Genomic DNA, 23830 nt, shown 5'->3' on the forward strand with positions numbered 1-23830 from the left:
AGAGGCACGCCAGCAGTCTACGGCTCCCGCCGCCCACGCCCCATCAACGGAAGGGCTTCCTCCGAGGCCGGATTACTCCGCGACGAAGAACGCGATATCGCCGTCTGCCGAGTCCTCCGTGCGTTCCGCGATCGCCCAGGTACCGTCACCACGATCATCGGCGGGTATCTCGAAGATGTAGGTTCCGGAGACTTCCTCGCCCGGCTCAACCGGATCGAGGAAATACGCGTCATCGGGGGCCACAGCCTCTGAGCTGCTGTAGGCCTCGCCCGCTGCATCGAAGTAGCCCATCACCAACGAATCGAACAACTCCATCGACTCGGACCCGTCGTTGGTGACGGTGACGTATACGTAGCTGTATCGCAGTCCGGACGGTGGTTCAGGGTTGTCCGAACTGACGATCTCGTCCGTCGCGTCCAATACCGGGTCATGGACCGAAACCGTCCAGTCCCCCACTGTGGTCGTTTCGCCGAGAGTGATGAACTCGGGATTCCCGCTGGGCTCCTCGGGCGCGTCCCCGGATGGGTCCTCAGATGGCTCCTGGGAGTCGGTGGGCTCCTGCGTCGGTTCGTCACTCGGCTGCTCGGTGGTCGGTTCAGAGGTTGGGCCGGAGGTCTCCTCCGGCTCGTTTCCCCCGAACACACGCGTGAGGCCGAAGATCAGCAACGCGAGCACCACGACACCGACGATGACGGCGATCACGACCGGCGTCTTGTTCTTCCCAGAGTCCGGCCCACCAGGTCCACCCGGTCCCGCCGGTCCACCTGGGGCGCCATATCCCGGTTGACCGTAGGCGGTCCCGTCGTGGCCGGGCGCGCCATAGCCGGGCTGGCCAAAGGCGGTCTGGCCGGCAGGTTGGCCGTGACCGTATTGGCCTCCTGGTTGGCCAGCGTCCGGGCCATAGCCCGGCTGAGGTTGCTGACCGTACGCGGGGTTCGGTGGTACTGGTGGTACGGGCGGCCGGTGCGGATCTCCGCCCGGCGGCTGCTGACCATACTGGGGAGGCTGGTCGCTCATCCCGCCAGGCTAGACCGTCGCCGTCCCGCGATGCACCCCGACGACGGCCGGTGCCGTGTCTTCTCCGCTCACCACGCGTACCCGTCGGCGCTCATTTCAGCTCGCTTCCTGCAGTGTGCGGCGCTTGTCCTCCAAGGCAAGGAGCTCCGTGAACGTCTCCGTGTACGCCGGGTCGGCGGGGTCCATCCGTTGCAGGCGACCTTTCGCATCAGCGATCTGCCTCGTGATCCCCATCTTCAGCAGCGCCACCAGGACACCCCGGGCGTACTGCCCGAGCGCATCTGGGCGGTCCTCCGGCATCGGCGATACGGCCAGTTCGGTCACCAGCACCGCCACCGGCCCGTCGGCGGCCTCACGCACCTGCTCGGCCCACAGCGCACCGGCACGTTCGCTCGCCTGCGCCCCGGCACCGCCGGCGGAGAGCTCAGCCATCAATTCACCGAACCGCCGCAACCCACCCGTAGCGCGAATCGCGTCGTGTACTGCGCGGTGGGCGGGGACCACGAAGGTGTCCGCTCCGAGGTCATCGAAGCCCGCCTCCAGGGCGTGCTGCGGGAGCTGCACCACGACCTCCAGCACCTGGCGTTCCAGTCGTGCCACTGGATCGCTACGATCCGGACCGGCGTACCCTCCGCCGTCGGGTCCACCATGACGGCGCTGTCCGGACCCTGGGCGTCCAGGCGTTTCCGCTGCACCGGACTGGTCACGGCGGGCGCCGCCGTCGGTGGCCCCCTCACGTGGCGGCACCGCCCTGGGCGCTCGGGCGACCGCCTGGCGTACCGTCGTTTCGTCCAGACCGAGCCATCCGGCGAGCTCGCGGGTGTAACCGGCCCGCAGCACCTGGTCGCGAATCCGGGCAACCACCGGGGCGCCGATGCGCAAGCCGGTGGTGCGCCCTTCCACGGTGTCCAAGTCGACCTGCTTGAGGACCGAACGGATCGCGAACTCGAACAACGGTTCCCGATCGTCCACCAGAGCACGGACGGCCTCGTCGCCGCGCTGCTGACGCAACTCGCATGGGTCCACCCCGCTGGGTTCGACGGCAACGAATGTCTGGGTGGCGAACTGCTGATCTTGCTCGAATGCGCGGAGTGCGGCCTTCTGGCCCGCCTCGTCACCGTCGAAGGTGAAGATCACCTCTCCGCCCAGCGCAGCTCCGGAGGAGAGCATCAGCCCGGCCGTGGACCCGGCCGTGTCCCCCAGCAGACGTCGCACCACCTTGATGTGCTCGGAGCCGAACGCGGTCCCGCAGGTGGCCACAGCCGTGGGCACGCCCGCCAGGTGCATGGCCATCACATCGGTGTAGCCCTCCACCACCACGACGCGCTTACCCTTGGCGATCTCCCGCTTGGCCAGATCGATCCCGTACAACACCTGGGACTTCTTGTAGATCGGGCTCTCCGGCGTGTTCAGGTACTTCGGCCCAGGATCGTCCTCGAAGAGCTTGCGCGCACCGAAGCCGACGACGTCCCCCGTGAGATCCCGGATCGGCCAGACCAACCGCCCACGGAAGCGGTCATACGAACCCCTATTGCCCTGGGAGAGCAACCCTGACGCGGTGAGTTCAGGCTCGGTGAAGTGCTTGCCACGCAGGTGTCGGGCCAGGTTGTCCCACCCCTGCGGCGCGAAACCCACCCCGAAGTGCTCGGCGGCGGCCCGGTCGAAGCCGCGCTCGGCGAGGAACTCCCGGCCGATCTGGGCACCGGGGCTGGTGAGCTGCTCCTGGTAAAACTCCGCAGCCACCCGATGGGCCTCGATGAGGCGTTGCCGGCGGCCCGGCTCCTCCCGCGGCCGGCGAGGGCCACCGTCATCCTCGTAGCGCAGCTGCACACCTGCCCGGGCGGCCAGGTGCTCGACCGCTTCGGCGAACGGGAGATGATCGAGCTTCTGCACGAACGAGATCACGTCTCCGCCCTCGTCACAGCCGAAGCAGTGCCACAAGCCGAGCTGAGGGCGCACGTGGAAGGAGGGCGTGCGCTCGTCGTGGAAGGGGCACAATCCCTTCATCGAACCGACGCCGGCGCTGCGCAATGTCACATGCTGGCCGACGATCTCCTCGATCTTCGCGCGTTCGCGCACGGCCGCGATGTCCTCGCGGCGGATCAGCCCAGCCATGGGGTGAGTCTAGGTCGTCGCGCCACGCTCACAGGGCGGTGCCCACATCCGGTCCACACATCCGGGCATGCCACTCCAGGGCCGAGAGGTCGGTGAGTGAGGCCACCTGATCGACCACCACCCGCAGGCGGATGTCGTCGTCCCCGGCGTGCCCGAAATCTTCGGCGAACATCTCTGCCAGGGCGATCTCGGCTCGGTCGTAGAGCACCGCGACCAGGTCGGTGAGGATGAGCCGCTGCCGGTGGTAGAGCGCGTCCTCTTCGCGCGGTGCCATCACGTAGGTGGCGGCGATTCCCTTGAGGATGCTGATCTCGGCCAGTACCGCATCGGGCACCACCACATCGGCGTCGTAGCGCACGAGCGGGCCGTCGCCGAACCTCTCCCGGGTTGCTCGCCCGGCCGCATTGCAGAAGCGCCCGATCAACTGGCTGGTCATATCCTTCAACCGGGCCTGACCGCGCCGGGTGCCGTCGTATCGGGTGACCCAGTAGTCCAGTGCGGTCAGCGAGTCGATCGCTGCGTCCAGAGCATCATCGCTCACGGCAGGGTCGTACCAGGCGCGCACTTGGGTGATCACCCGGTCGCGGTCCCGTTCGGTGGTCACCTCGCTGAGGTCGACCCGCCCGGAGAAGACCGCATCCTCCACATCGTGCACCGAGTAGGAGATGTCGTCGGCGAGGTCCATCACCTGTGCCTCGATGCAGCGCCGCAGAGCCGGAGCACCCTCACGCAACCATCGGAACACCGGGGCGTCGTCCTCGTACACACCGAACTTCCCGGACCTGCTCCCGTCGGTACGCACTGGTCCCTGACCGGACCGCCACGGGTACTTCGTAGCCGCGTCCAGGCTCGCCCGGGTCAGGTTCAGGCCCACACCCACTCCGTCGGGCGTGAACGTCTTCGGCTCGAGCCGGGTGAGTAACCGCAACGTCTGGGCGTTTCCCTCGAAACCTCCGATCGCCGAGGCCACCTGATGCAGCGCCGTCTCACCGTTGTGCCCGAACGGCGGGTGCCCCAGATCGTGGGCCAGGCATGCGGTATCGACCACGTCAGGATCACAGCCGAGCGACTTGCCGAGCTCCCGGCCCACCTGCGCCACCTCGAGAGAGTGAGTCAGCCGGGTGCGGGCGAAATCGTCCGTGCCCGGTCCGAGCACCTGAGTCTTCGCACCGAGCCGGCGCAGCGCCGACGAGTGCACGATGCGGGCCCGGTCACGCTCGAACGGGCTCCGCTGAGCAGACTTGGGAGGTTCGGTGAACCATCGTTCTACATCGGCACCGCCGTACCCGCCGGGCTCCGCAATGCTCTCGTTACGCACTCTCCCCACCCTAGTCAGTCCCTTCGGGCTCAGGCGTGCGGGCAAGGGTTCGCAGGTTTGGCGGGATGTAAGCCTTGCTGTAACTTCCGACCGAGGAAGCTGGCGCGCGGAGTAGCGCCGCCTGCGACACCAACGAGGGAGGTCCGGTGTCCGGACGCACAAGGCTGACCGACCTGGCCGAACACGCCGGGGTGAGCACGGCCACGGTCTCGCGGGTACTCAATGGAAAAGCCGGAGTGTCCCACGCGACCCGTGGTTCCGTACTGGCCGCGCTGGACATGCTCGGGTACGAGCGTCCGGAGAAGGTTCGCCGACGTTCGGCCGGTCTGATCGGTCTCGTGGTGCCGGAATTGACCAACCCGGTGTTCCCGAACTTCGCACAGAAGATCGAGTCGGCACTGGCGCACGCGGGATACACACCGCTGCTGTGCACCCAGTCCCCGGGCGGTATCACTGAGGACGAATACGTCGAGATGCTCCTCGAGCACGGCGTGGACGGCATCATCTTCGTCTCCGGGCTGCACGCCGACACCCAGGTGACCAAGGACCGTTACCACCGGATCGTCGGCCTGGGCACCCCGATCGTGCTGGTGAACGGGTTCGCCGGCGAACTCGACGCCCCGTTCATCTCCTCCGATGACGTAGCCAGCATGGACCTCGCTGTCCGGCACCTCGCCTCGCAGGGGCACACCCGGATCGGCCTGGCCGTGGGCCCGGAACGGTTCATGCCCGCGGCGCGCAAGGTGGCTGGGTTCACCCAGGCGCTGCTCGAGCGGTTGGACGTCACCGAGGCGAAACCGCACATCGCCACGTCCCTGTACACCCTCGAAGGCGGGCAGGCTGCCGCCACCCAACTGCTCGATCGTGGCCACACCGCCATCGTGTGCGCATCGGACCTCATGGCACTCGGCGCGATCCGGGCGGCCCGGGCACGCGGCCTGAGCGTCCCCGAGGACGTTTCGGTGATCGGGTATGACGACTCCCCGCTCATCGCCTTCACCGATCCGCCGCTGACGACGATCAGGCAAAGCGTGGACGCGATGAGCACGGCGGCGGTGACCTCGCTGCTCGCCGAGATCAGCGGTCAGCCCGCCCCGCGCACCGAACTGCTGTTCACCCCCGAGTTGATCGTTCGAGGATCCACCGCTGCCTGCCCGTCCTGACGTCAGCCGCCGGAGACAGACGATTCGGCCTGATGCAGCATGACGCGGAGTTCGTCGTCGATATCGCGGGAGTCCAGCCACCCCGTCGGCACATGCGGCACCTTCGCACTCCCGGCACGACCACGCGGTCCTTCGGCGCCCTCACCCGGGTAGGGCTGATCCAGTTCGAGTCCGCCAAGGCGCTCGTCGAGCTCGGCCAACGTGCTCACCAGCCCCAGGGCCGCGCGCGCCTGACCGCCCACCACATACCCTTTGAGATACCAGGACATGTGTTTGCGGAGCTCGCGCAGTGCCTTCAACTCGTTGCCGAAGTGCTCCACCATCAATTCGGCGTGCCGGCGGATCACCACCGTCACCTCCCCGAGGCCCGGGCGCACTCGCAGGTCCGATCCCGCGAATGCCGCCACCAGGTCGGTGAACAGCCACGGCCGCCCCTGGCAACCACGACCGACCACCACGCCATCGCACCCGGTGTGGGCCACCATCGCGAGCGCATCCTCGGCAGACCAGATATCCCCGTTGCCCAGGACCGGGACGTCGGTGACCGTCTCCTTGAGCCGGGCGATCGCGTCCCAGTGGGCGGTCCCCGAATAGTAGTCGGCCGCGGTACGCGCGTGTAGTGCCACCGAGGCCACCCCGGCGTCCTGGGCGCGCAACCCGGCGTCGAGGTAGGTGAGGTGGTCGGCGTCGATGCCCATCCGCATCTTCACCGTCACCGGAATGCCGCTGCCGGCGGCCTCCTCACAGGCACCGGTGACGATGGCGGAGAATAGCTCGCTCTTCCACGGCAGCACCGCTCCCCCGCCCTTGCGGGTGACTTTGGGCACCGGGCAGCCGAAGTTCAGGTCGATGTGGTCGGCGCGCTGCTCGGTCACGAGCATCCGTACGGCCGCCCGCACGGTGGCAGGGTCCACCCCGTAGAGTTGGACGCTCCGCACGCCCTCCCCAGCGTCATGGGAGATGATCCGCAGGGACTCCGGAGTGCGTTCCACCAGCGCGCGTGAGGTGACCATCTCAGCGACGTACAGGCCTGCGGGCGCGGGGCTCGCGCCCAGCTCAACGGCGCGATCGGCGGGCAGGCCGGCAGCACCCGCCTCCCGGCAGAGCCGGCGGAAGGGAGCGTTGGTCACGCCGGCCATCGGCGCGAGCACCACGGGGGTGCCGACGGCGATCGGTCCGATTTGCAAGACACTCACCTGCCTATTGTCTCAGGCGCCCAGTGCCGCACACGTTCGTGCCGCAGGCATTCGATATCTGACAGGCCCGGTGTGCTACGGGTTCGATGTTTCGGGCGGGCTGCCGGCCTTCACGGACTCCTGGTGTTTACCCGGGGCCGTACGCACCAGCACCGCGGCCAGCGCCGTGGTGGCGGGGATGGCCAGCACCAGTCCGATTGAGGAGACGAGAGTGCGTACCACTTCCTCGGCGATCTCCCCCGCCGTCAGGGTGCTGGACAGGGAGCGGTCATAGAGCATCACGATCATCAGTGTCGGCAACGCGGTACCCACATAGGCAAAGGCGAGCGTGTACACGGTCGAGGCGATGTGATCGCGACCGATGCGCATGGCGCGGGCGAAGACCCGGGCGCGGGACGTCGTCGGGGAGGCCGCATGCAACTCCCACACGGCAGAGGCCTGCGTGATGGTCACGTCATTGAGGGCACCGAGACCCGCGATCACGATCCCGCACAGCAGCAGTTCACGCAGGCCCACACCCGGCAACATCGTGTTGAGCATGATGGAGGCGTCCGTGCTGCCCCCGCTCAACTCGGCGGCATTGGTGGACCACCCCGCCAGCAGCGTGGTGACTGCCAACCCCACGAATGTGCCGAGCAGCGCCGTCGTGGTCCTGATCGAGACCCCGTGTGCGAGATAGACCGCCACGAACATCATCGCGCTCGCGCCCACCAGCGTGACCGGCAACGGCGGACCGCCGGACATCAGCGCCGGAACGAGGAAGACCACCACCACAGCGAGTGAGAGCAACAACCCCCCGATCGCCATCAGCCCGCGCCAGCGCGCCACGGCGAGGACGAGCAGCGCATACACGACCGCCAATAGCACCAGTGGCACATTGCGCACGAAATCGACGAAGACGTACGGACTGCCCGAGCCCATCGCGCTGGCGGTGAAGAACACCCGGATCTCGTCACCGGGGTCGATCCCGCCGGCCATGATCTCCGGTGCCACCTGCACCGGGACTACGTCCCCGGAACCGTCCTGGAGTTCGGCCCGGATCTCTTCACCGACCTCCCCGGTCACCTCCACCACGGTGGCCACGGCGAAGTTGGGCCCGTCCACCGGGTTCGGCTGCGAACCCACCGGGGTATCGCCCCGCGGCCACAGCACCGCCATCCCGACCAGCGTGCCGATCAGCAGCGGGAGCGTGATCGCCAGCAGAATGCGCCGAGCGCGGCGAGCCTCGCCCTGATCCAAGTGCAGCTCACCGTGGTCGTGACTCATCGCAGCAGGGTCGTCGCCGGTTCTCAGGCACCCACGAGGCGCGCAGCGAGGTAGGACTCGACCTGATCGAGGGCCACCCGCTCCTGGCTCATGCTGTCCCGCTCGCGCACTGTCACGGCCTGGTCCTCGGCGGTATCGAAGTCCACGGTGATGCAGAAGGGTGTGCCCACCTCATCCTGGCGGCGGTACCGGCGCCCGATCGCGCCGGCGTCATCGAAGTCGACATTCCAGTTCTTGCGCAGTTGCGCGGCGAGATCCCGCGCAGCGGGCGAGAGTTGCTCGTTGCGGGAGAGCGGCAGCACCGCAGCCTTGACCGGAGCGAGCCGGTGGTCCAGGCGCAGCACGGTGCGCGTGTCCACCCCGCCCTTGGCGTTCGGTGCCTCGTCCTCGGTGTAGGCCTCCACCAGGAACGCCATCAGCGATCGGGTCAGGCCCGCGGCCGGTTCGATCACGTACGGCGTGTAGCGCTCGTTGGTGGCCGGGTCGAGGTAGCTGAGCTCCTTGCCCGAGTGCTCGCTATGCGTGGACAGGTCGAAGTCGGTGCGGTTGGCGATGCCCTCGAGTTCGCCCCACTCGCTGCCGGTGAAGCCGAACCGGTACTCGATGTCCACAGTGCGCTTGGAGTAGTGGGAGAGCTTCTCGCTCGGGTGTTCGAAGTGCCGCAGGTTCTCCGGGTCGATACCGAGCTCGGTGTACCAGGAGGTACGGGCATCGATCCAATACTGGTGCCATTCCTCATCGCTGCCGGGCTGGACGAAGAACTCCATCTCCATCTGCTCGAACTCACGGGTCCGGAAGATGAAGTTCCCCGGCGTGATCTCGTTCCGGAAGGACTTGCCGATCTGCCCGATGCCGAACGGCACCTTCATCCGGGAGGTGCGCTGCACATTGTCGAAGTTGACGAAGATGCCCTGTGCGGTCTCCGGGCGCAGGTAGTGCAATCCAGACTCGTCCTCGGTCACGCCGAGGTAGGTCTTGAGTAGACCGTTGAACATCTTCGGTTCGGTCCATTGCCCACGCGTGCCGCAGTTGGCGCATGCGACCCCGGCCAGACCGCCCTCTGGCGGACGGCCCTTCTTCTCCTCGAACTCCTCCAGGAGATGGTCTTCGCGGTATCGCTTGTGGCAGCTCAGGCATTCCACCAGTGGGTCCACGAACGCCTTGATGTGCCCGGAGGCCTCCCACACCTTCGAGGGGAGAATCACTGAGGAGTCCAGGCCCACGATGTCGTCCCGGCTGGAGACGATCGCGCGCCACCATTGACGCTTGATGTTCTCCTTCAGCTCCACACCCAACGGCCCGTAGTCCCAGGCCGAGCGGGTACCGCCGTAGATCTCCCCGGAGGGAAACACGAAGCCCCGGCGCTTGGCGAGGTTGACGACGGCATCGAGACGGGACTGCTCCTTGGCCACAGCGAGAACTCCTGGGTCGGTGGGCCCGGACCTGGCTGGTCCGGGCATGACGCAGGAGAAAGGCTACCGGTCCCCCGCACAGCTACTGTCATCGCAGCTCCGCCTCCGCCCGCGTGCAGGACCTCAGTGGCGCCTTTTGACAGCCCTGACCGCCGGAGTGAGAATCGTTTGCATGACAATGGCCGCCGGCTCAGCCGATCACAGCGCTCGGGCGCCCCGCGCGCAGAGCTGTCCGTCGATCGAGTTCACCGGCCCCAGCGGATCATCGGGGTCGAACGGTGAGGTAGTCCTCGAGGCACGAGACCTCGACGTCGCCTATCAGAGCGCGCGCGTTCTGCGCGGAGTCACTCTCACCGTCCACGCCGGCGAGGCGGTGGCACTGCTCGGCGCGAACGGTTCAGGCAAGTCCACCCTGATGCGCGCGCTTCTCGGGATGGCCCCGATCACCGGCGGGCAGGTGCGCTTGCTCGGCCACCCCGTGGAGAAGACCGGTGCCGTGCCGTGGCACCGAATCGGCTACGTCCCTCAGCGCGCGCCCGCCTCCACCGGCCTGCCTGCCACCGCCCTGGAAGTGGTGCTGACCGGATTGCTGCAACGGCGCCGATTGTGGCTGCCCCGGCAGGCCCGCACCCGCGCACTGCACGCCCTGGACACCGTCGGGCTCGCCGACCGTGCGAGCAGTGCCCTGCACGAACTCTCCGGGGGGCAGCAGCAGCGCGTCACCATCGCCCGGGCTCTCGTCCGAGATCCTGACCTGCTCGTTCTCGACGAGCCGGTCGCAGGTGTGGATACGGCCACCCAGCGCACCTTCGCCCGGCTCCTGCAACAGTTACACCTCGGCGGCACCACGGTGGTGGTGGTGCTCCACGAGATCGGCGAGATGCGCGGCCTGCTGCAGCGGGCCGTGGTCCTTCGGCACGGTCAGGTCGCGCACGATGGCCCCGTTCCCGAGCCCACGGCGGATCATGCGGGCGCGGGTCATGAGCACGTCCATGCCGACCATGGGAGCCGACCGGAACCGGCCACCATCCAACGGAGCCTGCCGTGATCGACTGGCTCACCGAGATCGCCGACGCACTGACGAGCCCGCTGCTGCAGCGGGCGCTGATTGCCGCGTTCATCGTGGGACTGACCGCCCCGGTCGTGGGGACGTTCCTGGTGCAGCGGCGCCTCTCCCTGCTCGGCGACGGTGTCGGCCACGTGGCGTTGACCGGGGTCGCGATGGGGTGGCTCGTCGGCAGCTGGACCCACGCCACACCGAACGATGCTTACGCACTCATCGGGGCCGTCGTCGCCGCGATCATCGGGGCATTGCTGATCGAGGTGGTCAGCGCCCGCGGGCGCACCAACGGCGATGTGGCGCTGGCCCTACTCTTCTATGGCGGTATCGCCGGTGGTGTGGTGATCATCAGTCTGGCCGGAGGCACCAACGCGAACCTGATGGCCTATCTGTTCGGTTCCCTGTCCACGGTCTCCACGGGCGATCTGGCGACGACGGCCGTCATGTCCGGGCTGATCCTGGTGGTGGGTCTGGGGTTGCGTACCGCTCTGTTCGCCGTGAGTCAGGACCAGGAGTTCGCCCGATCTGCCGGGGTCCCGGTCCGGTTGCTCACGGTGGCCATCGCCGTGGTGGCGGCCCTCACCGTGACCGCCTCGATGCGGGTGGTGGGCCTGCTGTTGGTGAGCGCGTTGATGATCGTACCCGTGGCGATCGCACAGCAGCTGACCACCTCGTTCCAGCGCACCATGACCGCGGCCATGGGGATCGGTGCACTCGTCTGCGTGGCTGGACTCCTCATCACCTTCACCGAGCCGCTCGCACCCGGTGCCACGATCGTGGTGCTCGCCGTGACCGTCTACGCTGGTGTCGCTGCCCTGCGTGCCCTCATTCGGCCACGCCGGGGCCGTGACGTCGATCCGCATCCCGATGTGGCGGACGATGTTCAGCTCGGACCCGCCACCGACGGATAGGAAGGACTGGCGATGCAAAGGATGACCCGCCAGCGGGCGGCGGTGAGCGACCTTCTCGCTGGTACCGAGGACTTTCGCAGCGCCCAACAGCTGCACGAGATGCTCCGCGATCGTGGTGAGGGCATCGGTCTGGCGACGGTGTACCGGACCATGCAGGCACTTGCCGAGAGCGGTGACGTGGACGTGCTGCGCAACGCCGAGGGCGAATCGCTCTACCGCCGTTGCGAAAGTCGCGGGCATCACCACCATCTGGTCTGCCGCCGATGCGGAGCCACGGTGGAACTCGACGCCGCCAGCGTGGAGCGGTGGGCAGCCACAGTCGGAGCCGAGCATGGTTTCACCGCGGTCGAGCACACCGCCGAGCTGTTCGGAATCTGCGCTGCATGCCGCGCCGCCGCCGAACGAGACCAGGCCGACGACGGCCGGTGACCACTCCGGACGCCGTCGCCGCTGCGGTGAGTCACATGCCTGACGTCCTCACCGACCTGCCATTCGTCGTTGTGTTCCTGACCCTCTCCGTCGGGGCGTGGCTTCGAGGCCAGTTGCTGTACTGGCTCGGCCGCGTGCCCACTGATCAGGCGTTGCGGCGCACCCACCCCGCCGACGGCTGGCGCAAACGGATCCACGACTGGCTCGCCGGTGGTGGCGCCGATGCCGGGATCGTCGCGATCCGCCGATGGGGCCTGGTGGCAGTGCCGGTCTGCTACGTGACCGTCGGCTTCCAGTCGATGGTGCAGGCTGCGGCGGGCATCCTGCGGATCACCTGGTGGAAGTACGCGCTCGTGCAGATCCCGGGCGCATTGGCCTGGGGGGCGATCTACTCCACGATCGGCTTCGTCGTGTGGGAGTCCGCGCTGGCGGCCGCGGCGGGCAGTCCGGTGGGGATCGCCGTCATCGCCGCGCTCATCCTTGCCGCCGTAGCCGCGATCGTGCTCCTTCGGCGGCGCCACACCCGACGCCACACGCGAGAGCGCGAGGGGGCCGAAGCTGCTGATCAGGTCGACCGCGGAGCGTCCACGGCGGCGCCATAGCGGCGGTCCCGGCGGGCGTACTCTTCGGCGGCGCGCCACAGGTCCCGTCGGTCGCAGTCCGGCCACGGCTTGTCCACGAACGCCAATTCGGCGTACGCGGACTGCCATAGCAGGAAGTTCGAGATGCGTTGCTCCCCGGACGTGCGCAGGAACAGGTCCACGTCCGGCATATCCGGCTCGTCCAGATACCGGGCTACCGTGCGTTCGGTGATCCGGTCCGGATGGAGTCGACCCTGCGCCACCTCTCGGCCGATCGAACGCACCGCATCGACGATCTCCGCCCGGCCGCCGTAGTTCACGCACATGGTCAGGGTGCAGGTGGTGTTGCCCGCCGTGAGTTGTTCGGCGGTCTCCAGTTCAGCGATCACCGAGCGCCACAGCCGCGGCCGCCGGCCAGCCCACCGCACCCGCACGCCCCAGTCGTTCATCTCGTCCCGACGGCGGCGCAGCACATCCCTGTTGAAGCCCATCAGGAAGCGCACCTCACTCGGTGATCGCTTCCAGTTCTCGGTGGAGAACGCGTAGGCACTGATATGGGAGATACCGAGCTCGATCGCCCCAGCCACGACGTCGAGGAGTACGGCTTCACCCGCGGCATGGCCCTGGTTGCGGGTCAACCCACGCGCATTCGCCCACCGGCCATTGCCGTCCATCACGATCGCCACATGTCGCGGCACCAGAGAGGCCGGGATCGACGGCGCCCGCTCACCGGAGGGATGGGGAGGCGGGGGGATCCTCGCGCTCACGCTCGTTCCACGAGGCGCAGGGAACGGAGCTGGCGTTCGAGGTGCCACTGTGTGTACACAGCCACGAGGCCGGAGGCCTCCCGCCGGTACTTCTGTGCACTGGCCTCGGCCACCGGCCACTCCCCGGTGAGCAGCGCACTGAGCAACGTGAAGGTTTCCGCGGCCGGCGCCGCCGCCCCAGGTGGGCGGCACTTCCCACACACGGCACCGCCCGCGGGTGCGGAGAAGGCGCGGTGCGGGCCGGGGTCGGCGCATCGGGCGCATTCGGCGAAGGATGGCGCCCAGCCGGCCACTGCGAGGGCACGCAGCAGGTAGGAGTCCAGCACCAGAGTGGCGGGGTGGCGTTGCTCGGCCAGGGCGCGCAGCGCACCGGAGAGCAACAAATACTGCTGGGTGGCCGGCTCCCCCGGCACTTCGGTGAGCCGCTCCGCGGTCTCCACCATCGCCGTGGCCGTGGTGTATAAGCCGTAGTCCGCACCGAGCGCCCGCCCGTGCGGGGCCATGGTGTCCACCTGTGTGACCACATCGAGGTTCCGCCCGCTGTAGAGCTGCACGTCCACCACCGCGAACGGCTCAAGCCGGGCACCGAACTTCGAGGACGTGCGGCGCACACCTTTGGCCACGGCACGCACCTGCCCGCGCATCCGGGTGAGCAACGTGACGATCCGATCGGCCTCACCGAGCTTATGGGTGCGCAGCACGATGGCTTCGTCCCGGTAGAGCTTCACCTGACCATTCTCGCGCACGCCAGTGACATCGCACCCTCGGCGCGCCGCGAGGGCACCTCACGAGGGCGCCACCCGGCCAAATGGGCCAGGGGCGCCCTCGTTCCAGCGCGCGGGTGTGCGACGGGGTCGCCGTCATCATCGCCGTTGCGCCGGCCCGCCGATCCTCGTGGTGGGTGGACCGGACGGGAGCTCTCCCGGGCTCGCCGGACCGGCTCGCCCGTGGTTGTCAGGGGCTCAGCGCACCGCGCGGTTGACGGCGGAGACGATGGCCTTGAGCGAGGCGGTGGTGATCGAGGGGTCGATCCCGACGCCCCAGATCACCTGCTCGGCCACGTCACACTCCACGTACGCCACGGCGGACGCATCCCCCCCTTCGGAGAGGGCGTGCTCGGCGTAGTCCAGCACGGCAACCTCGACGCCGAACTGTGCCAGTGCCGCGGTGAACGCGGCCACCGGGCCGTTGCCCTGGGCCTGCACGGTCCGCTCGTCTCCGGAGTCGGCGATCGTGGCCGTGAGCACGTCATCACTGCCGTCGCCGGCGGAGGTGATCTGGGTGGCGTGCAAGTCGAACCGGCCCCACGGGGTCAACCCGTCATGCTCCCCGGCAGGCAGGTACTCATCGGAGAAGATCTGCCAGATCTTCTCCGCGGTCATCTCTCCGCCGAAGGAGTCGGTGTGCTTCTGCACGCTCTGGGAGAACTCGATCTGCAACCGGCGCGGCAGGTCGAGGTTCCTGGTGGTCTGCAGCAGGTAGGCCACCCCGCCCTTGCCGGACTGGGAGTTCACCCGGATGACTGCCTCGTAGTTACGGCCCACATCCTCGGGGTCCACCGGCAGGTAGGGCACGTCCCACGCGATCGCCGTGTCGTCGCCACCGGCGGCCGCCACCCGCTCGTTGCGTACGGTGAACCCCTTCTTGATGGCGTCCTGGTGGGAGCCGGAGAAGGCTGTGTAGACCAGATCGCCGCCATAGGGGTGGCGCGGGTGCACATCCATCTGGGTGCAGTGCTCCACAGTGCGGCGGATCTCGTCGATGTCGGAGAAGTCGATCAACGGGTCGATGCCCTGCGTGTACAGGTTCATGCCCAGCGTCACCAGGTCCACGTTGCCGGTGCGCTCGCCCTGACCGAACAGGCACCCCTCGATGCGGTCGGCGCCGGCCATCACAGCCAACTCAGCCGCCGCCACGCCGGTACCGCGGTCATTGTGCGGGTGCACCGACAACGAGACGAACTCGCGCCGGCTCAGGTGTCTGCTCATCCACTCGATCTGATCCGCGTAGACGTTCGGGGTAGCCCGCTCGACAGTGGCGGGCAGGTTCAGGATGATCTCTCGTCCGGCCTCCGGTGCCCACACATCCATCACGCCCTCGCAGACCTCCAGGGCGTAGTCCAGTTCGGTGTCGATGAAGATCTCCGGCGAGTACTCGTATCCGAGCTCGGTGTCCGGGTCGAGGATCTTCTCGCCGTAGTCGATCACGTGCTGGGTGCCGGCGGTGGCCAGTTCCTTGGTGGCGTCCTTGTCATTGCGGAAGACGATGTCGCGGAACACCGGTGCGGTGGCGTTGTACATATGCACCGTCGCTCGGCGGGCACCCACCAGGGACCGCACGGTCCGCTCGATCAGTTCCGCACGCGCCTGGGTGAGCACCGAGATCGTCACGTCCTCGGGGATCGCGTCGTCTTCGATGATGGAACGCACGAAGTCGAAATCTGTCTGCGACGCGGACGGGAATCCAACCTCGATCTCCTTGTAGCCCATCCGCACCAACAGGTCGAACATGGTGCGCTTGCGACCTGCGTCCATCGGCTCGATCAGGGACTGGTTCCCATCCCGCAGGTCAGTGGAGAGCCACCGTGGGGCATGGGTGATGCTCCGAGTCGGCCAGGTCCGGTCCGGCAGGTCGACGCCGACGAATGGACGGTACTTCGCCAGGGGCATGCCGTGAATACTGCGGTTGCGCTGGTCGTTCTGCGTGTTCATGTGCTGATCCTCATCGCTGGTTCGTTCAGGTGGGAGCCGGGCACCACACCACTCCGCGACGAGGATCCGGCCTACTGGGCCTCGTCGCGGCAGCGAAGGAGGAGGCTGACGCGAATGCGCATGCCTGGCACTGTACCCCACCTGCCGTGGTGGTCTACTCCCCGTCCCGGCTCAGGGTGGTGGCACCGGGCGAGCGATCGAGCTCGACCCGCAGCACCGAGGCGCCCACCTGGAGCGTCTCCCCCGGTGCCACCGGCGTTTCCTCCCAGGGCACCAGTCGGCGTTCCTCCCCGGCCGAGGTGACCAGGATCGTGCCATTCGTGGACGCACGGTCGCTCACCCAGGCGCGGGCGCCCTCGATACGCAGCGCCAGGTGCGTCTTGGAGACGGCGGAATCGGACAAGGTCACCAGCGCCGCCACCGTTTCGCCCTCCCTGGCCGCGGGCGCACGGCCGAGCAGACTGACCCCCTCGCTGCCCATCACGCGCCCATCCTCCATATGGAAACGCACGCGAACTCCCGTGCCATCGCCCGCCACCAGGCGGGTGTCATCCAGGTCATCGGCCGAGTCCTGAGCCTGCGCTCCCGGCCGCACTGCGGTGGCCTCCAACCCGCTCGGCGGAACTCCCACCCCCTCCTGAACGCCGTCACTTCCGGATGACCATGCGCCGGCAGCATCGCTGGCAGGTGGTGCGGGCACCGCAGGAGCCTCCCATGGAGCGCCTGCGGGGGTGTCGAGACCTGGGCGTGATGGCGAGCCAGGCGGGTGCTGCGTGGAGCCCGAAGACGGGGGCGGCGCCCACGCACCCTCCCCAGGCACATGGTGGTCAGAGTGGCGATCCTCATGCAGGACATGGCCATCGACCGGTGCGCCGGAGGCAGCAGCGCCCGGCATGCCTACCGCTGCGGATTGCCCGCCACCGTGTGCGCCGGGCGGCCCGTAGCCCTGTGGCTCGGGTGATCCGGGTGAGCCCGGTGCACCATAGCCGTGCGTCACGGGAGGCGATTGGCCGTACCCTCCACTCTGCGGTGGGGCTGCCGAGCCGGGCCCGCTCGCCCAGGGCGCCGGAGCGTCCGGGACAGGCGGTACTCCCGGCGCAGGTGCGGCTGCGGCACCGGGCCCAGCACCTGCACCTGTCTCCATGCCGGTCCCCACGGCAGTCCCAACGCCGGCCATTGGGACGCCGTCATGCCCCTCAGCCCCAGTGGACGATCGACCGGAACGACGACCGGCCGGGCTCCGACGTGCGGCCGCCAGCACTAGTGCGAACCCGAGGAGTGCGGTCACTCCTGCGAGTACGACCGTTCCTGCGCCAGCCCACAGGGTGAAGCGACCGCCATGCGGGTCAAGCACCGGATCGACCACATCAAGAAGACCCAGCACGAACCAGATCCCCACGGCCATCCCCACCACGGCCAAGGCAAGGCGAACCACCAGGGCGGGGGTGAGGACGGTGCGAACGCCAGGGCCGCCGTCCTGGGCGCGAATGCCCGCCCAGGACCGCACGGCACCCACCACGGTCAGACCGGTGATCAGGACGTATCCGCACGCGATCAGACCACCCAGGCCGAGTAATGCTCCGGCCACGGCGAGCACGATCGAGCTCCAGCCGGCGTCCGCCCCGTCCAGGCCCATGCCCACCAGGTACGCCGCACCGATCACCACACCCACCGCGACGGCGCCGGCAACAGTGCGCGACCACCCCGAGTACGCGGCGAGCAGCCTGCTCAGCGCCTCTCCGCGGGTCCGCCGCAGCGTCCACGTGTCAGGCCACCGGGGCCGATCCGCCGGAGGGTTCAGGTACCCCTCAGCGGCCCTGTTCAGGTTCAGGAAGGACATGATGCCTCCTCAGTGCTGCATCTCGTGGTCGGCGCGCGCTGCGAGCCGGTCGGCGGTGGACCACAGACCTGCCGACGGTGTGGAGATGAAGAAGACCCGTTCGCCGTCTGGCATGGTGTTCCAGCCGTCCTGCATCACGGCCGGGTCGTAGCGGCGTAGGGCCTCATCGATATCGAGGTAGCCGTAGCCGACCGACTCCACCTCCTCCTGGGTGAGCTTGCCCGGCGCATACGTGATCTGGAACCGGCCCTCGGCACTGCCGTGCACGAGGTGTGCGGTCGCATGCGGAATATCCTGCATATCGGCTTCCGTGGCGTACTTGGCCAGCACCTCGTCCTTACTCAGATATCCGTACTTGCGGATCAGGGCGTCCACCTCGGGCTGCTCGCCGAACCGCTCCACGCCGGGGGCAATGATGAGCAGCTCGCCACCGTCTGCCATCGCCATCCGCGTGCGGTAGACGGCCTTATTCGCCACCCAGGTGGCATGGAACTCGTCCGCCTGCATCACGGCCACAATCTTGTCCACCGGCTCGGCGAACTCGGTGATGTTCTGGGCCATGCTGGCGCGGGCCGCACTGAGGTAGGTGTCCAGGTCGTCGCCCACGTAGACGCCCGTGTGCACCAGCGAACCGGAATCGTCATAGGCCATCACCACCTGCAGGTAGACATCGGGCAGGTCACCGAGGAACTGCTCCTCAGCCCAGTTGAAGCACGCCCGCACGGGCGTGAGCAGGTTGCCGAGGTTGTTCTCGATGCCGTATACGGCCGAGGCCATGTGCGCGGCGCCCAGGGTGCGCTTGCCGCCGAGGCCGATGAAGTAGTTCTTGTTGTGGTTGGCGAAGCCGAGTACCTCGTGCGGCACCACGTGGCCGACGTTGATGATCAGGTCCCACTCCTGCGTGACCGTCATCGTGTTCAGATCGATCGGCATCTCCCAGGTGACGGCTCCCCCGGTGCGCTCGGCCACCACGTCGGCGGGCACGGTGCCCACATGGGTGACGCCGTCTCTCCAGTCGTGGGCGTGGATCCGCTCGTCCGGGATGGACCCGAACATCCAGGCGTTGTCCTGCGCCGAGTGCGGCACGTGCTGACCCAGGGTCGGGATCACGTGCACCTCAGCGCCGGCCTGGTCCAGGCGGTGATACAGGTATTCGGTTATCCAGCCGACCCCGGCGTGCGCGCGGGTGATGTCCGGTGGTAGCAGCAGCACCCGGCGCAGCTCCGCGATGCCGAGGCGCGTCTTCGCCTCCTCGACGAGAGACTCGCAGAGCCCCTCGATCGTGGACCGTTCGATGGACGCATCTTCGTGAGAGAACCACACCATGCTTCTGAGCCTATCCGTAGCGATGACGCCGCTTCGCTGAACGCCCCACTCTCTTGACCAGCGGTATCAGCCGGCGCTGGCACGGCAGGACCTAGGCGGGCGCCTCAGCGGCGCCGGCGCAGGGATCTCCAGGAGGCCAGTGCCCGCAAGCGCGCCTTCCGGCCGACGGCCTCCCGCACCCGCCGCAGACTGCGGCGCACATCCTCCCAGTAGTGGCCGACGTGCTCATCGCCGGGAGTCACCGGAGCGAACACGGCCTCATCGGCACGCTCGGCGAGCAGCACGACACCAGCGGCCGGGAAGCGCTCGGCGAGCCCGATCGCCGACTCTCGCCGGGTCAACCCCCGCGGCACCGCCACGCCGAGATCGACCAGCTGGTCCTGCATCTCGTCCCACCCCTTGGCGAGGCGTTCGTGCGTGCTCCCACGGTTGCGACGTCTGGATCGGCGGATCGCCTTGAACAGCGCGATCAGCAGCAACGGGATGCCCACCAGGAGCACTGGCACGGACCCGATCAGAACCCCGACCACCCATGGGTTGGGCGTGACGACCTTCTCCAGGCCGAGCGCATCGACATCCGCATCGTCCCGGTCCTGGGGCGGAACGTCGGCCGGCTCGCGCGGCGGCGGTGGCGGTTGCAACACTTGCGGCTGGGGTTGATCGACCTTCTCCGGAGTCTCCTCCTGCGGAATCTGGTCCTCCGGCGGGGTCGGGAAGAACGGGAGCCAACCGGCATCCTCGAACGGGACCTCGACCCAGGCGATCATGTCGTCGCCGGTGAGGGTGACCGTGCCGGCATCGGCAGTCTCGAAACCCATCACCACCCGAGCCGGGTATCCGAGAGCACGCACCATCAGTGCCATCACGGCGGCGTACTGTTCCTCATCACCCACCATCTCCTCGCCGTCGAGCATCTGCGCAAGCCGGGCCGAACCGTGCCCCGGGCGCGAGGTCGTCTCCCCCTCGAGCCCGTGGGAGAAGAAGCCACCATTGCGCAGTGAAGCGGCCACGGCCTCGATCCGCGCATACGGCGAATCGGCCTCGTCTGCGTACTGACTGGCCAGACCGCCCACCGCGTCCGGTACGCCGCGTGGTTCGGGCAGGTCCACAGGGCTCACTGTCAGCTCAGTGACGTCGGTGGGATCGACCTGGGCAGCCGGGTCGGCGATCACCTCGTACCGGTCTCCGCTGCTGAGGCCGGCGGTGACCAGGCCGGTATCGGTGACGGTGTTGTAGTAGAAGGTCTCGGTCAGCTCCGCCACGTCAGGGCCGACGAATGACACATCGGCGCTTCCACCGCCGTTGAGCACCCACACGTCCGAGTAGGCGCTCACACTGACGTCCAAGGTGTAGGACTGCGGCGGGACCTCCACCTCGATCCGTTCGCCAATCCGGCGGAACACTCCTGTGCCCGGTGTGGAGGTGCCCGTCACGTTCCAGACCGTGCCGTCATAGGAGTCGAGGGCAGCGAGCCGCAGCAGCGTTTCCTCGGCCGGCACCCCGGTCACGGTGAACAGATCCTCATCGCTGAGCCGGTCCGCGTAGGTACGGAATCCGGCGAGCGGACTGGCCAGGTCGCGCGGGTCCGGCGGGGGCTCCACATAGTCGCGCAGCACCACCCGGGGATTCTCCGGCGGCGCCGCCAACGAGGCGGCAGTCCCCCCGACCGCCGCGACTGCCAAGACGATCGCGATCGCCAGCACCCGGTGCAGTTCGAGCCGGCCGGCCCGCCACGCCAACCACGTCAGCGCCACCACGCCACCGACCACACCGACCACACCTGCGAGGACGGACAGATGCGTACCGAACAGAATGGCGGCCACCAGCACCAGTGGTGGAATGAGCAGCATGAGGCCGTAGCGACGGCGCGCCCGCAACGAGATCGTGACGGCCAGTAGGGATCCGAGGAAGGCGAGCAGGTACGGCAGCAGCAGGACCGCACCGATCGTGCCCAGCGGTGGCGTGACGGTGAGCACCTGCTTCCACACGGTGACCACGCCGATGCCCATCAGCTGCCAGGTGGTGGGTGTGGGAAGCACCCCGAGCAGGGCGCTCTCCGGAGCGGCCAGTGCGCCGCAGAGGAAGAAGACCACCACCGCAGCCGACGTCGTGGTGATGATGCCGAGCCGGAAGATGGCCCCGGCGACGGCGATGGCGGCGCCGAGAAGCAGGCCGCCCAACACGCTCACGTACAGACCGCTGTCCAGATAGACGGCGTCCAAGGGAAGCAAGGCAACGGCGAGCAACACCAGCGGCACGAGCGTGTTGGCCGCACGCGGGATCGTCCACCACACCCGGAACTGCCGCAGGAGCCCACGAGAACCCGGCGGGCCCGCCTGGGCGCCGGCGGTGCGGGCGCCCGACGAACGGGTCGCCTTCTGGGCTGCCTCCTGCTGTCGCCGGCCCCTGCGCGTCTCGTTCATCGTTGCAGCCTCCGGAACCCGCGAGGCAGGTCCTCCAACCGGCCGAGTTCCAACATGGTGACGGCGCCCAGGCGCCGTGCGGAGAACTGCACTCCGGTGCGGCATTGCACGGCCAGAGCGCGCACGCCGACGGGGAGCACGGCACCGGCCGCACGCAGCTGGTCGTGGCTGACTCCCCCACCGCACACCAGGATCGCCACGGTGGCGCGGGTGATGTCCCGGGTCACCACCCGGGCCAGGTCGGGCAGCCGCCCCGGCCGGCGCACGGTGTCCAATCGGGTGAGCGAGTCCAGCAGATCCCTCGGGCCGCGGGTGCCGATGGCGCCCAGCTGGGTGAGTGCGCTCAGCTCGGACTCCGAACGGAGCGTGTGCAGGCCGAGGGAGCCGACGACGCTGACGGCCAGTTCGAATTCGTCGGCGTCCTCATAGTCGTGCCCGTGCACCGAGAGAGCGGTGACCAGGTGCGTACGCCGGGTCTCTTCGAACTGGCGCACCATGAGCTCACCCACCCGGGCAGAGGAACGCCAGTGCACGTACCGGCGATCATCGCCCGGGACGTACTCGCGCAGCGCATGGAAGGAGAGGTCGCTGTTGGTGACGTCCTTGGAGGCCAGGCCCTCAAGATCATGCAGCGACCCGGCAGAGGCGGAGCCGAGCGGGATCGTGCGGGGGTGGACGTAGAGTTCCTCCGGCTCCGTCCACTGCACGGCACGGCGGATCAACCCGAACGGGTCACCGCGCACCGAGCGCACCGGTCCCACCACCAGCACTGCGCGCCGCTCGGTCGGGATCGCGAAGAGTTCGTCGTGCTCGCCGCCGGGCGCCAGTGCAGGAAGTGCGAATCGGGCCAGGCTGGGCCCCACCGGCAGCTCCATCCGGGCGGGCATCACCGGTGCGGATCCGGTGTTGCGCACTTCGATACCGCCCATCGCGCGTTCCCCGGCCACCACCCGCCCCTCCCGCAGGCGCAACGTGATCGCGTACGGGTGGCGGCCGATCGCGAAGAATCCGCAGACCACGAAGGTGGCCACCAGGGCGGCGCCGAGCACCACGAGTTCCATCCAGCCGAGCACCGAGCCGGCGATCCAGGAGATCACACCGACGGCGAGCACCACCCAGGCGGGCAGGGTGATCCAACTCAGCGCGGACGTGGTCCGCCGCATCGATCCGCGCAGCGATTCCAGGCCGCGGGTGATCGAACTGGTGCTCAGTCCGAGCCGAGTGGTGCCGACGCCGGGGCTTTCCCAGGCACGTTCTCGTGCAGGTGTGCTCATGAGGGTGTCGCGGTACCCCGTTGCGTGGGCGGAGCCACCTCCGAGACGATCCGAGCGATCATGGCTGAGGGGTCGGCACCCTCGAACTCGGCTTCGGCGTCGAGCACGATCCGGTGCGCGAGCACCGGCTCGGCGAGGGCCTTGATGTCGTCAGGGATCACGTAGTGACGCCCATGTGCCGCTGCCCAGGTCTTCGCACAGCGCACCAGCGCGAGGGCCCCACGCACGGAGACGCCCAACGCCGCCTCCGGGGCGGTCCGGGTGGCCTCCGTGAGGGTGGTGACGTAGCTGAGGATCGCTGCATCCACGTGGACGGCGGAGGCCAGGTTGGCCATGTCCGTCACCGCTGCCCCGGCGATCACCGGGCTCAGCGTTGCCGCACGGTCGCGGACGGCGGACCCGGCGAGGATCCGTACGGTCGCCTCAGAATCGGGGTAGCCGAGTGAGGAGCGCATCAGGAAGCGGTCCAACTGCGCCTCGGGCAGCTTGTACGTCCCGGCCTGCTCGATCGGGTTCTGGGTGGCGAGTACGATGAACGGCTGCGGCACGCTGTGGGGCTCGCCGTCGATCGTGACCCGGCCTTCCTCCATCACCTCCAGCAGCGCAGACTGCGTCTTCGGAGACGCACGGTTGATCTCGTCGGCGAGCACCACCGAGGCGAAGATCGGGCCCTGGTGGAACTCGAACGCCTTCGTGGCCTGGTCGTAGATCGTCACGCCGGTGACGTCCGAGGGCAGCAGGTCCGGGGTGAACTGGATCCGGCTGTGACTGGCCTGCACCGTGGCCGCCAACGAACGCGCCAACGACGTCTTCCCCGTTCCCGGGTAATCCTCGAGGAGCATGTGCCCACCGGAGAGCAGGCAGGTGAACGCCAGGCGCACCACATGCGATTTGCCCAGCACGGCAGCCGAGACGTTGGTGACCAGGCGCTCGAACGTCTCCGAGAACCAGGCGGCCTGGTCAGGAGTGAGTTGCGCAGGCGCAGTGGTGGTGGCGGTCATTGGTGCCTTTCGTTGAAGTC

General features: G+C 68.3%; 19 protein-coding genes. 5 read left to right on the forward strand and 14 right to left on the reverse strand.

What is annotated here, in order from left to right; translation table 11 throughout:
- Positions 1-72: 72 nt before the first annotated feature.
- From LQF10_RS10490 to LQF10_RS10500, 3 genes are all read right to left on the reverse strand, one after another.
- Positions 73-1017, reverse strand: a complete 945-nt coding sequence (locus tag LQF10_RS10490; protein WP_231063798.1) for a DUF4352 domain-containing protein — start codon at positions 1015-1017, stop codon at positions 73-75.
- 96 nt (positions 1018-1113) lie between these two features.
- Complete coding sequence (dnaG, locus tag LQF10_RS10495) at positions 1114-3132, reverse strand: DNA primase (RefSeq protein ID WP_231063799.1); 2019 nt, start codon at positions 3130-3132, stop codon at positions 1114-1116.
- A gap of 28 nt (positions 3133-3160) precedes the next feature.
- On the reverse strand, positions 3161-4450 hold the full coding sequence (locus LQF10_RS10500; protein WP_231063800.1) for a deoxyguanosinetriphosphate triphosphohydrolase: 1290 nt from the start codon (positions 4448-4450) through the stop codon (positions 3161-3163).
- Between the two features lie 146 nt (positions 4451-4596).
- On the opposite strand from LQF10_RS10500, the gene LQF10_RS10505 reads away from it, so the two are divergent.
- Complete coding sequence (locus tag LQF10_RS10505; protein WP_231063801.1) at positions 4597-5613, forward strand: LacI family DNA-binding transcriptional regulator; 1017 nt, start codon at positions 4597-4599, stop codon at positions 5611-5613.
- Between the two features lie 2 nt (positions 5614-5615).
- On the opposite strand, the gene dusB is transcribed toward LQF10_RS10505, so the two are convergent.
- From dusB to LQF10_RS10520, 3 genes are all read right to left on the reverse strand, one after another.
- A complete protein-coding gene (dusB, locus tag LQF10_RS10510; protein WP_290371077.1) occupies positions 5616-6809 on the reverse strand; it encodes a tRNA dihydrouridine synthase DusB in 1194 nt (397 codons plus the stop codon).
- A gap of 75 nt (positions 6810-6884) precedes the next feature.
- On the reverse strand, positions 6885-8075 hold the full coding sequence (locus tag LQF10_RS10515) for a YibE/F family protein (RefSeq protein WP_231063802.1): 1191 nt from the start codon (positions 8073-8075) through the stop codon (positions 6885-6887).
- A 23-nt stretch (positions 8076-8098) separates the two neighbouring features.
- The gene (locus LQF10_RS10520) at positions 8099-9535 is read right to left on the reverse strand and encodes a glycine--tRNA ligase (RefSeq protein ID WP_231063803.1); all 1437 of its coding nucleotides are present in this window, start codon (positions 9533-9535) and stop codon (positions 8099-8101) included.
- 124 nt (positions 9536-9659) lie between these two features.
- On the opposite strand from LQF10_RS10520, the gene LQF10_RS10525 reads away from it, so the two are divergent.
- The 4 genes from LQF10_RS10525 to LQF10_RS10540 are packed head-to-tail and all read left to right on the forward strand — an operon-like array spanning position 9660 to position 12489.
- On the forward strand, positions 9660-10535 hold the full coding sequence (locus tag LQF10_RS10525; RefSeq protein WP_231063804.1) for a metal ABC transporter ATP-binding protein: 876 nt from the start codon (positions 9660-9662) through the stop codon (positions 10533-10535).
- The gene (locus LQF10_RS10530; protein WP_231063805.1) at positions 10532-11458 is read left to right on the forward strand and encodes a metal ABC transporter permease; all 927 of its coding nucleotides are present in this window, start codon (positions 10532-10534) and stop codon (positions 11456-11458) included. The genes LQF10_RS10525 and LQF10_RS10530 overlap by 4 nt, the downstream gene beginning before the upstream one ends.
- A gap of 12 nt (positions 11459-11470) precedes the next feature.
- Positions 11471-11887 (forward strand): Fur family transcriptional regulator, encoded by a 417-nt coding sequence (locus LQF10_RS10535; RefSeq protein ID WP_231063806.1) that lies wholly within the window; start codon positions 11471-11473, stop codon positions 11885-11887.
- Positions 11884-12489, forward strand: coding sequence for a DedA family protein (locus tag LQF10_RS10540; protein WP_231063807.1), 606 nt, complete (start codon positions 11884-11886; stop codon positions 12487-12489). The genes LQF10_RS10535 and LQF10_RS10540 overlap by 4 nt, the downstream gene beginning before the upstream one ends.
- On the opposite strand, the gene LQF10_RS10545 is transcribed toward LQF10_RS10540, so the two are convergent.
- The 8 genes from LQF10_RS10545 to LQF10_RS10580 form a co-directional block, all read right to left on the reverse strand.
- Positions 12453-13235, reverse strand: coding sequence for an isoprenyl transferase (locus LQF10_RS10545; protein ID WP_231063808.1), 783 nt, complete (start codon positions 13233-13235; stop codon positions 12453-12455). The genes LQF10_RS10540 and LQF10_RS10545 overlap by 37 nt on opposite strands.
- Complete coding sequence (gene recO / locus LQF10_RS10550) at positions 13232-13963, reverse strand: DNA repair protein RecO (RefSeq protein WP_231063809.1); 732 nt, start codon at positions 13961-13963, stop codon at positions 13232-13234. The genes LQF10_RS10545 and recO overlap by 4 nt, the downstream gene beginning before the upstream one ends.
- 234 nt (positions 13964-14197) lie before the next feature.
- Positions 14198-15946 (reverse strand): 2-isopropylmalate synthase, encoded by a 1749-nt coding sequence (leuA, locus tag LQF10_RS10555; RefSeq protein WP_231063810.1) that lies wholly within the window; start codon positions 15944-15946, stop codon positions 14198-14200.
- 154 nt (positions 15947-16100) lie between these two features.
- The gene (locus LQF10_RS10560) at positions 16101-17786 is read right to left on the reverse strand and encodes an FHA domain-containing protein (protein WP_231063811.1); all 1686 of its coding nucleotides are present in this window, start codon (positions 17784-17786) and stop codon (positions 16101-16103) included.
- A 9-nt stretch (positions 17787-17795) separates the two neighbouring features.
- The gene (locus tag LQF10_RS10565; protein WP_231063812.1) at positions 17796-19112 is read right to left on the reverse strand and encodes a nickel-dependent putative hexonate epimerase; all 1317 of its coding nucleotides are present in this window, start codon (positions 19110-19112) and stop codon (positions 17796-17798) included.
- A gap of 104 nt (positions 19113-19216) precedes the next feature.
- The gene (locus LQF10_RS10570) at positions 19217-21535 is read right to left on the reverse strand and encodes a transglutaminase-like domain-containing protein (protein WP_231063813.1); all 2319 of its coding nucleotides are present in this window, start codon (positions 21533-21535) and stop codon (positions 19217-19219) included.
- Positions 21532-22809 carry a DUF58 domain-containing protein gene (locus LQF10_RS10575; protein ID WP_231063814.1) on the reverse strand — a complete coding sequence of 426 codons (1278 nt, stop codon included), beginning with the start codon at positions 22807-22809 and terminating at the stop codon, positions 21532-21534. Before LQF10_RS10575 ends, LQF10_RS10570 begins: the two co-directional genes overlap by 4 nt.
- Positions 22806-23810 (reverse strand): AAA family ATPase, encoded by a 1005-nt coding sequence (locus LQF10_RS10580; protein WP_231063815.1) that lies wholly within the window; start codon positions 23808-23810, stop codon positions 22806-22808. The genes LQF10_RS10575 and LQF10_RS10580 overlap by 4 nt, the downstream gene beginning before the upstream one ends.
- Positions 23811-23830: the final 20 nt, after the last annotated feature.

The sequence above is a fragment of the Ruania halotolerans genome, from assembly GCF_021049285.1.
Classification (GTDB): Bacteria; Actinomycetota; Actinomycetes; order Actinomycetales; family Beutenbergiaceae; genus Ruania; species Ruania halotolerans.

Excerpts from the sequence above, each read along its gene's own strand:
- LQF10_RS10490 (WP_231063798.1), bottom strand. The coding sequence starts at position 1,017 with ATGAGCGACCAGCCTCCCCAGTATGGTCAGCAGCCGCCGGGCGGAGAT.
- dnaG (WP_231063799.1), bottom strand. The coding sequence starts at position 3,132 with ATGGCTGGGCTGATCCGCCGCGAGGACATCGCGGCCGTGCGCGAACGC.
- LQF10_RS10515 (WP_231063802.1), bottom strand. The coding sequence starts at position 8,075 with ATGAGTCACGACCACGGTGAGCTGCACTTGGATCAGGGCGAGGCTCGC.
- LQF10_RS10520 (WP_231063803.1), bottom strand. The coding sequence starts at position 9,535 with ATGCCCGGACCAGCCAGGTCCGGGCCCACCGACCCAGGAGTTCTCGCT.
- LQF10_RS10525 (WP_231063804.1), top strand. The coding sequence starts at position 9,660 with ATGACAATGGCCGCCGGCTCAGCCGATCACAGCGCTCGGGCGCCCCGC.
- LQF10_RS10535 (WP_231063806.1), top strand. The coding sequence starts at position 11,471 with ATGCAAAGGATGACCCGCCAGCGGGCGGCGGTGAGCGACCTTCTCGCT.
- leuA (WP_231063810.1), bottom strand. The coding sequence starts at position 15,946 with ATGAACACGCAGAACGACCAGCGCAACCGCAGTATTCACGGCATGCCC.
- LQF10_RS10560 (WP_231063811.1), bottom strand. The coding sequence starts at position 17,786 with ATGTCCTTCCTGAACCTGAACAGGGCCGCTGAGGGGTACCTGAACCCT.
- LQF10_RS10565 (WP_231063812.1), bottom strand. The coding sequence starts at position 19,112 with ATGGTGTGGTTCTCTCACGAAGATGCGTCCATCGAACGGTCCACGATC.
- LQF10_RS10570 (WP_231063813.1), bottom strand. The coding sequence starts at position 21,535 with ATGAACGAGACGCGCAGGGGCCGGCGACAGCAGGAGGCAGCCCAGAAG.
- LQF10_RS10575 (WP_231063814.1), bottom strand. The coding sequence starts at position 22,809 with ATGAGCACACCTGCACGAGAACGTGCCTGGGAAAGCCCCGGCGTCGGC.
- LQF10_RS10580 (WP_231063815.1), bottom strand. The coding sequence starts at position 23,810 with ATGACCGCCACCACCACTGCGCCTGCGCAACTCACTCCTGACCAGGCC.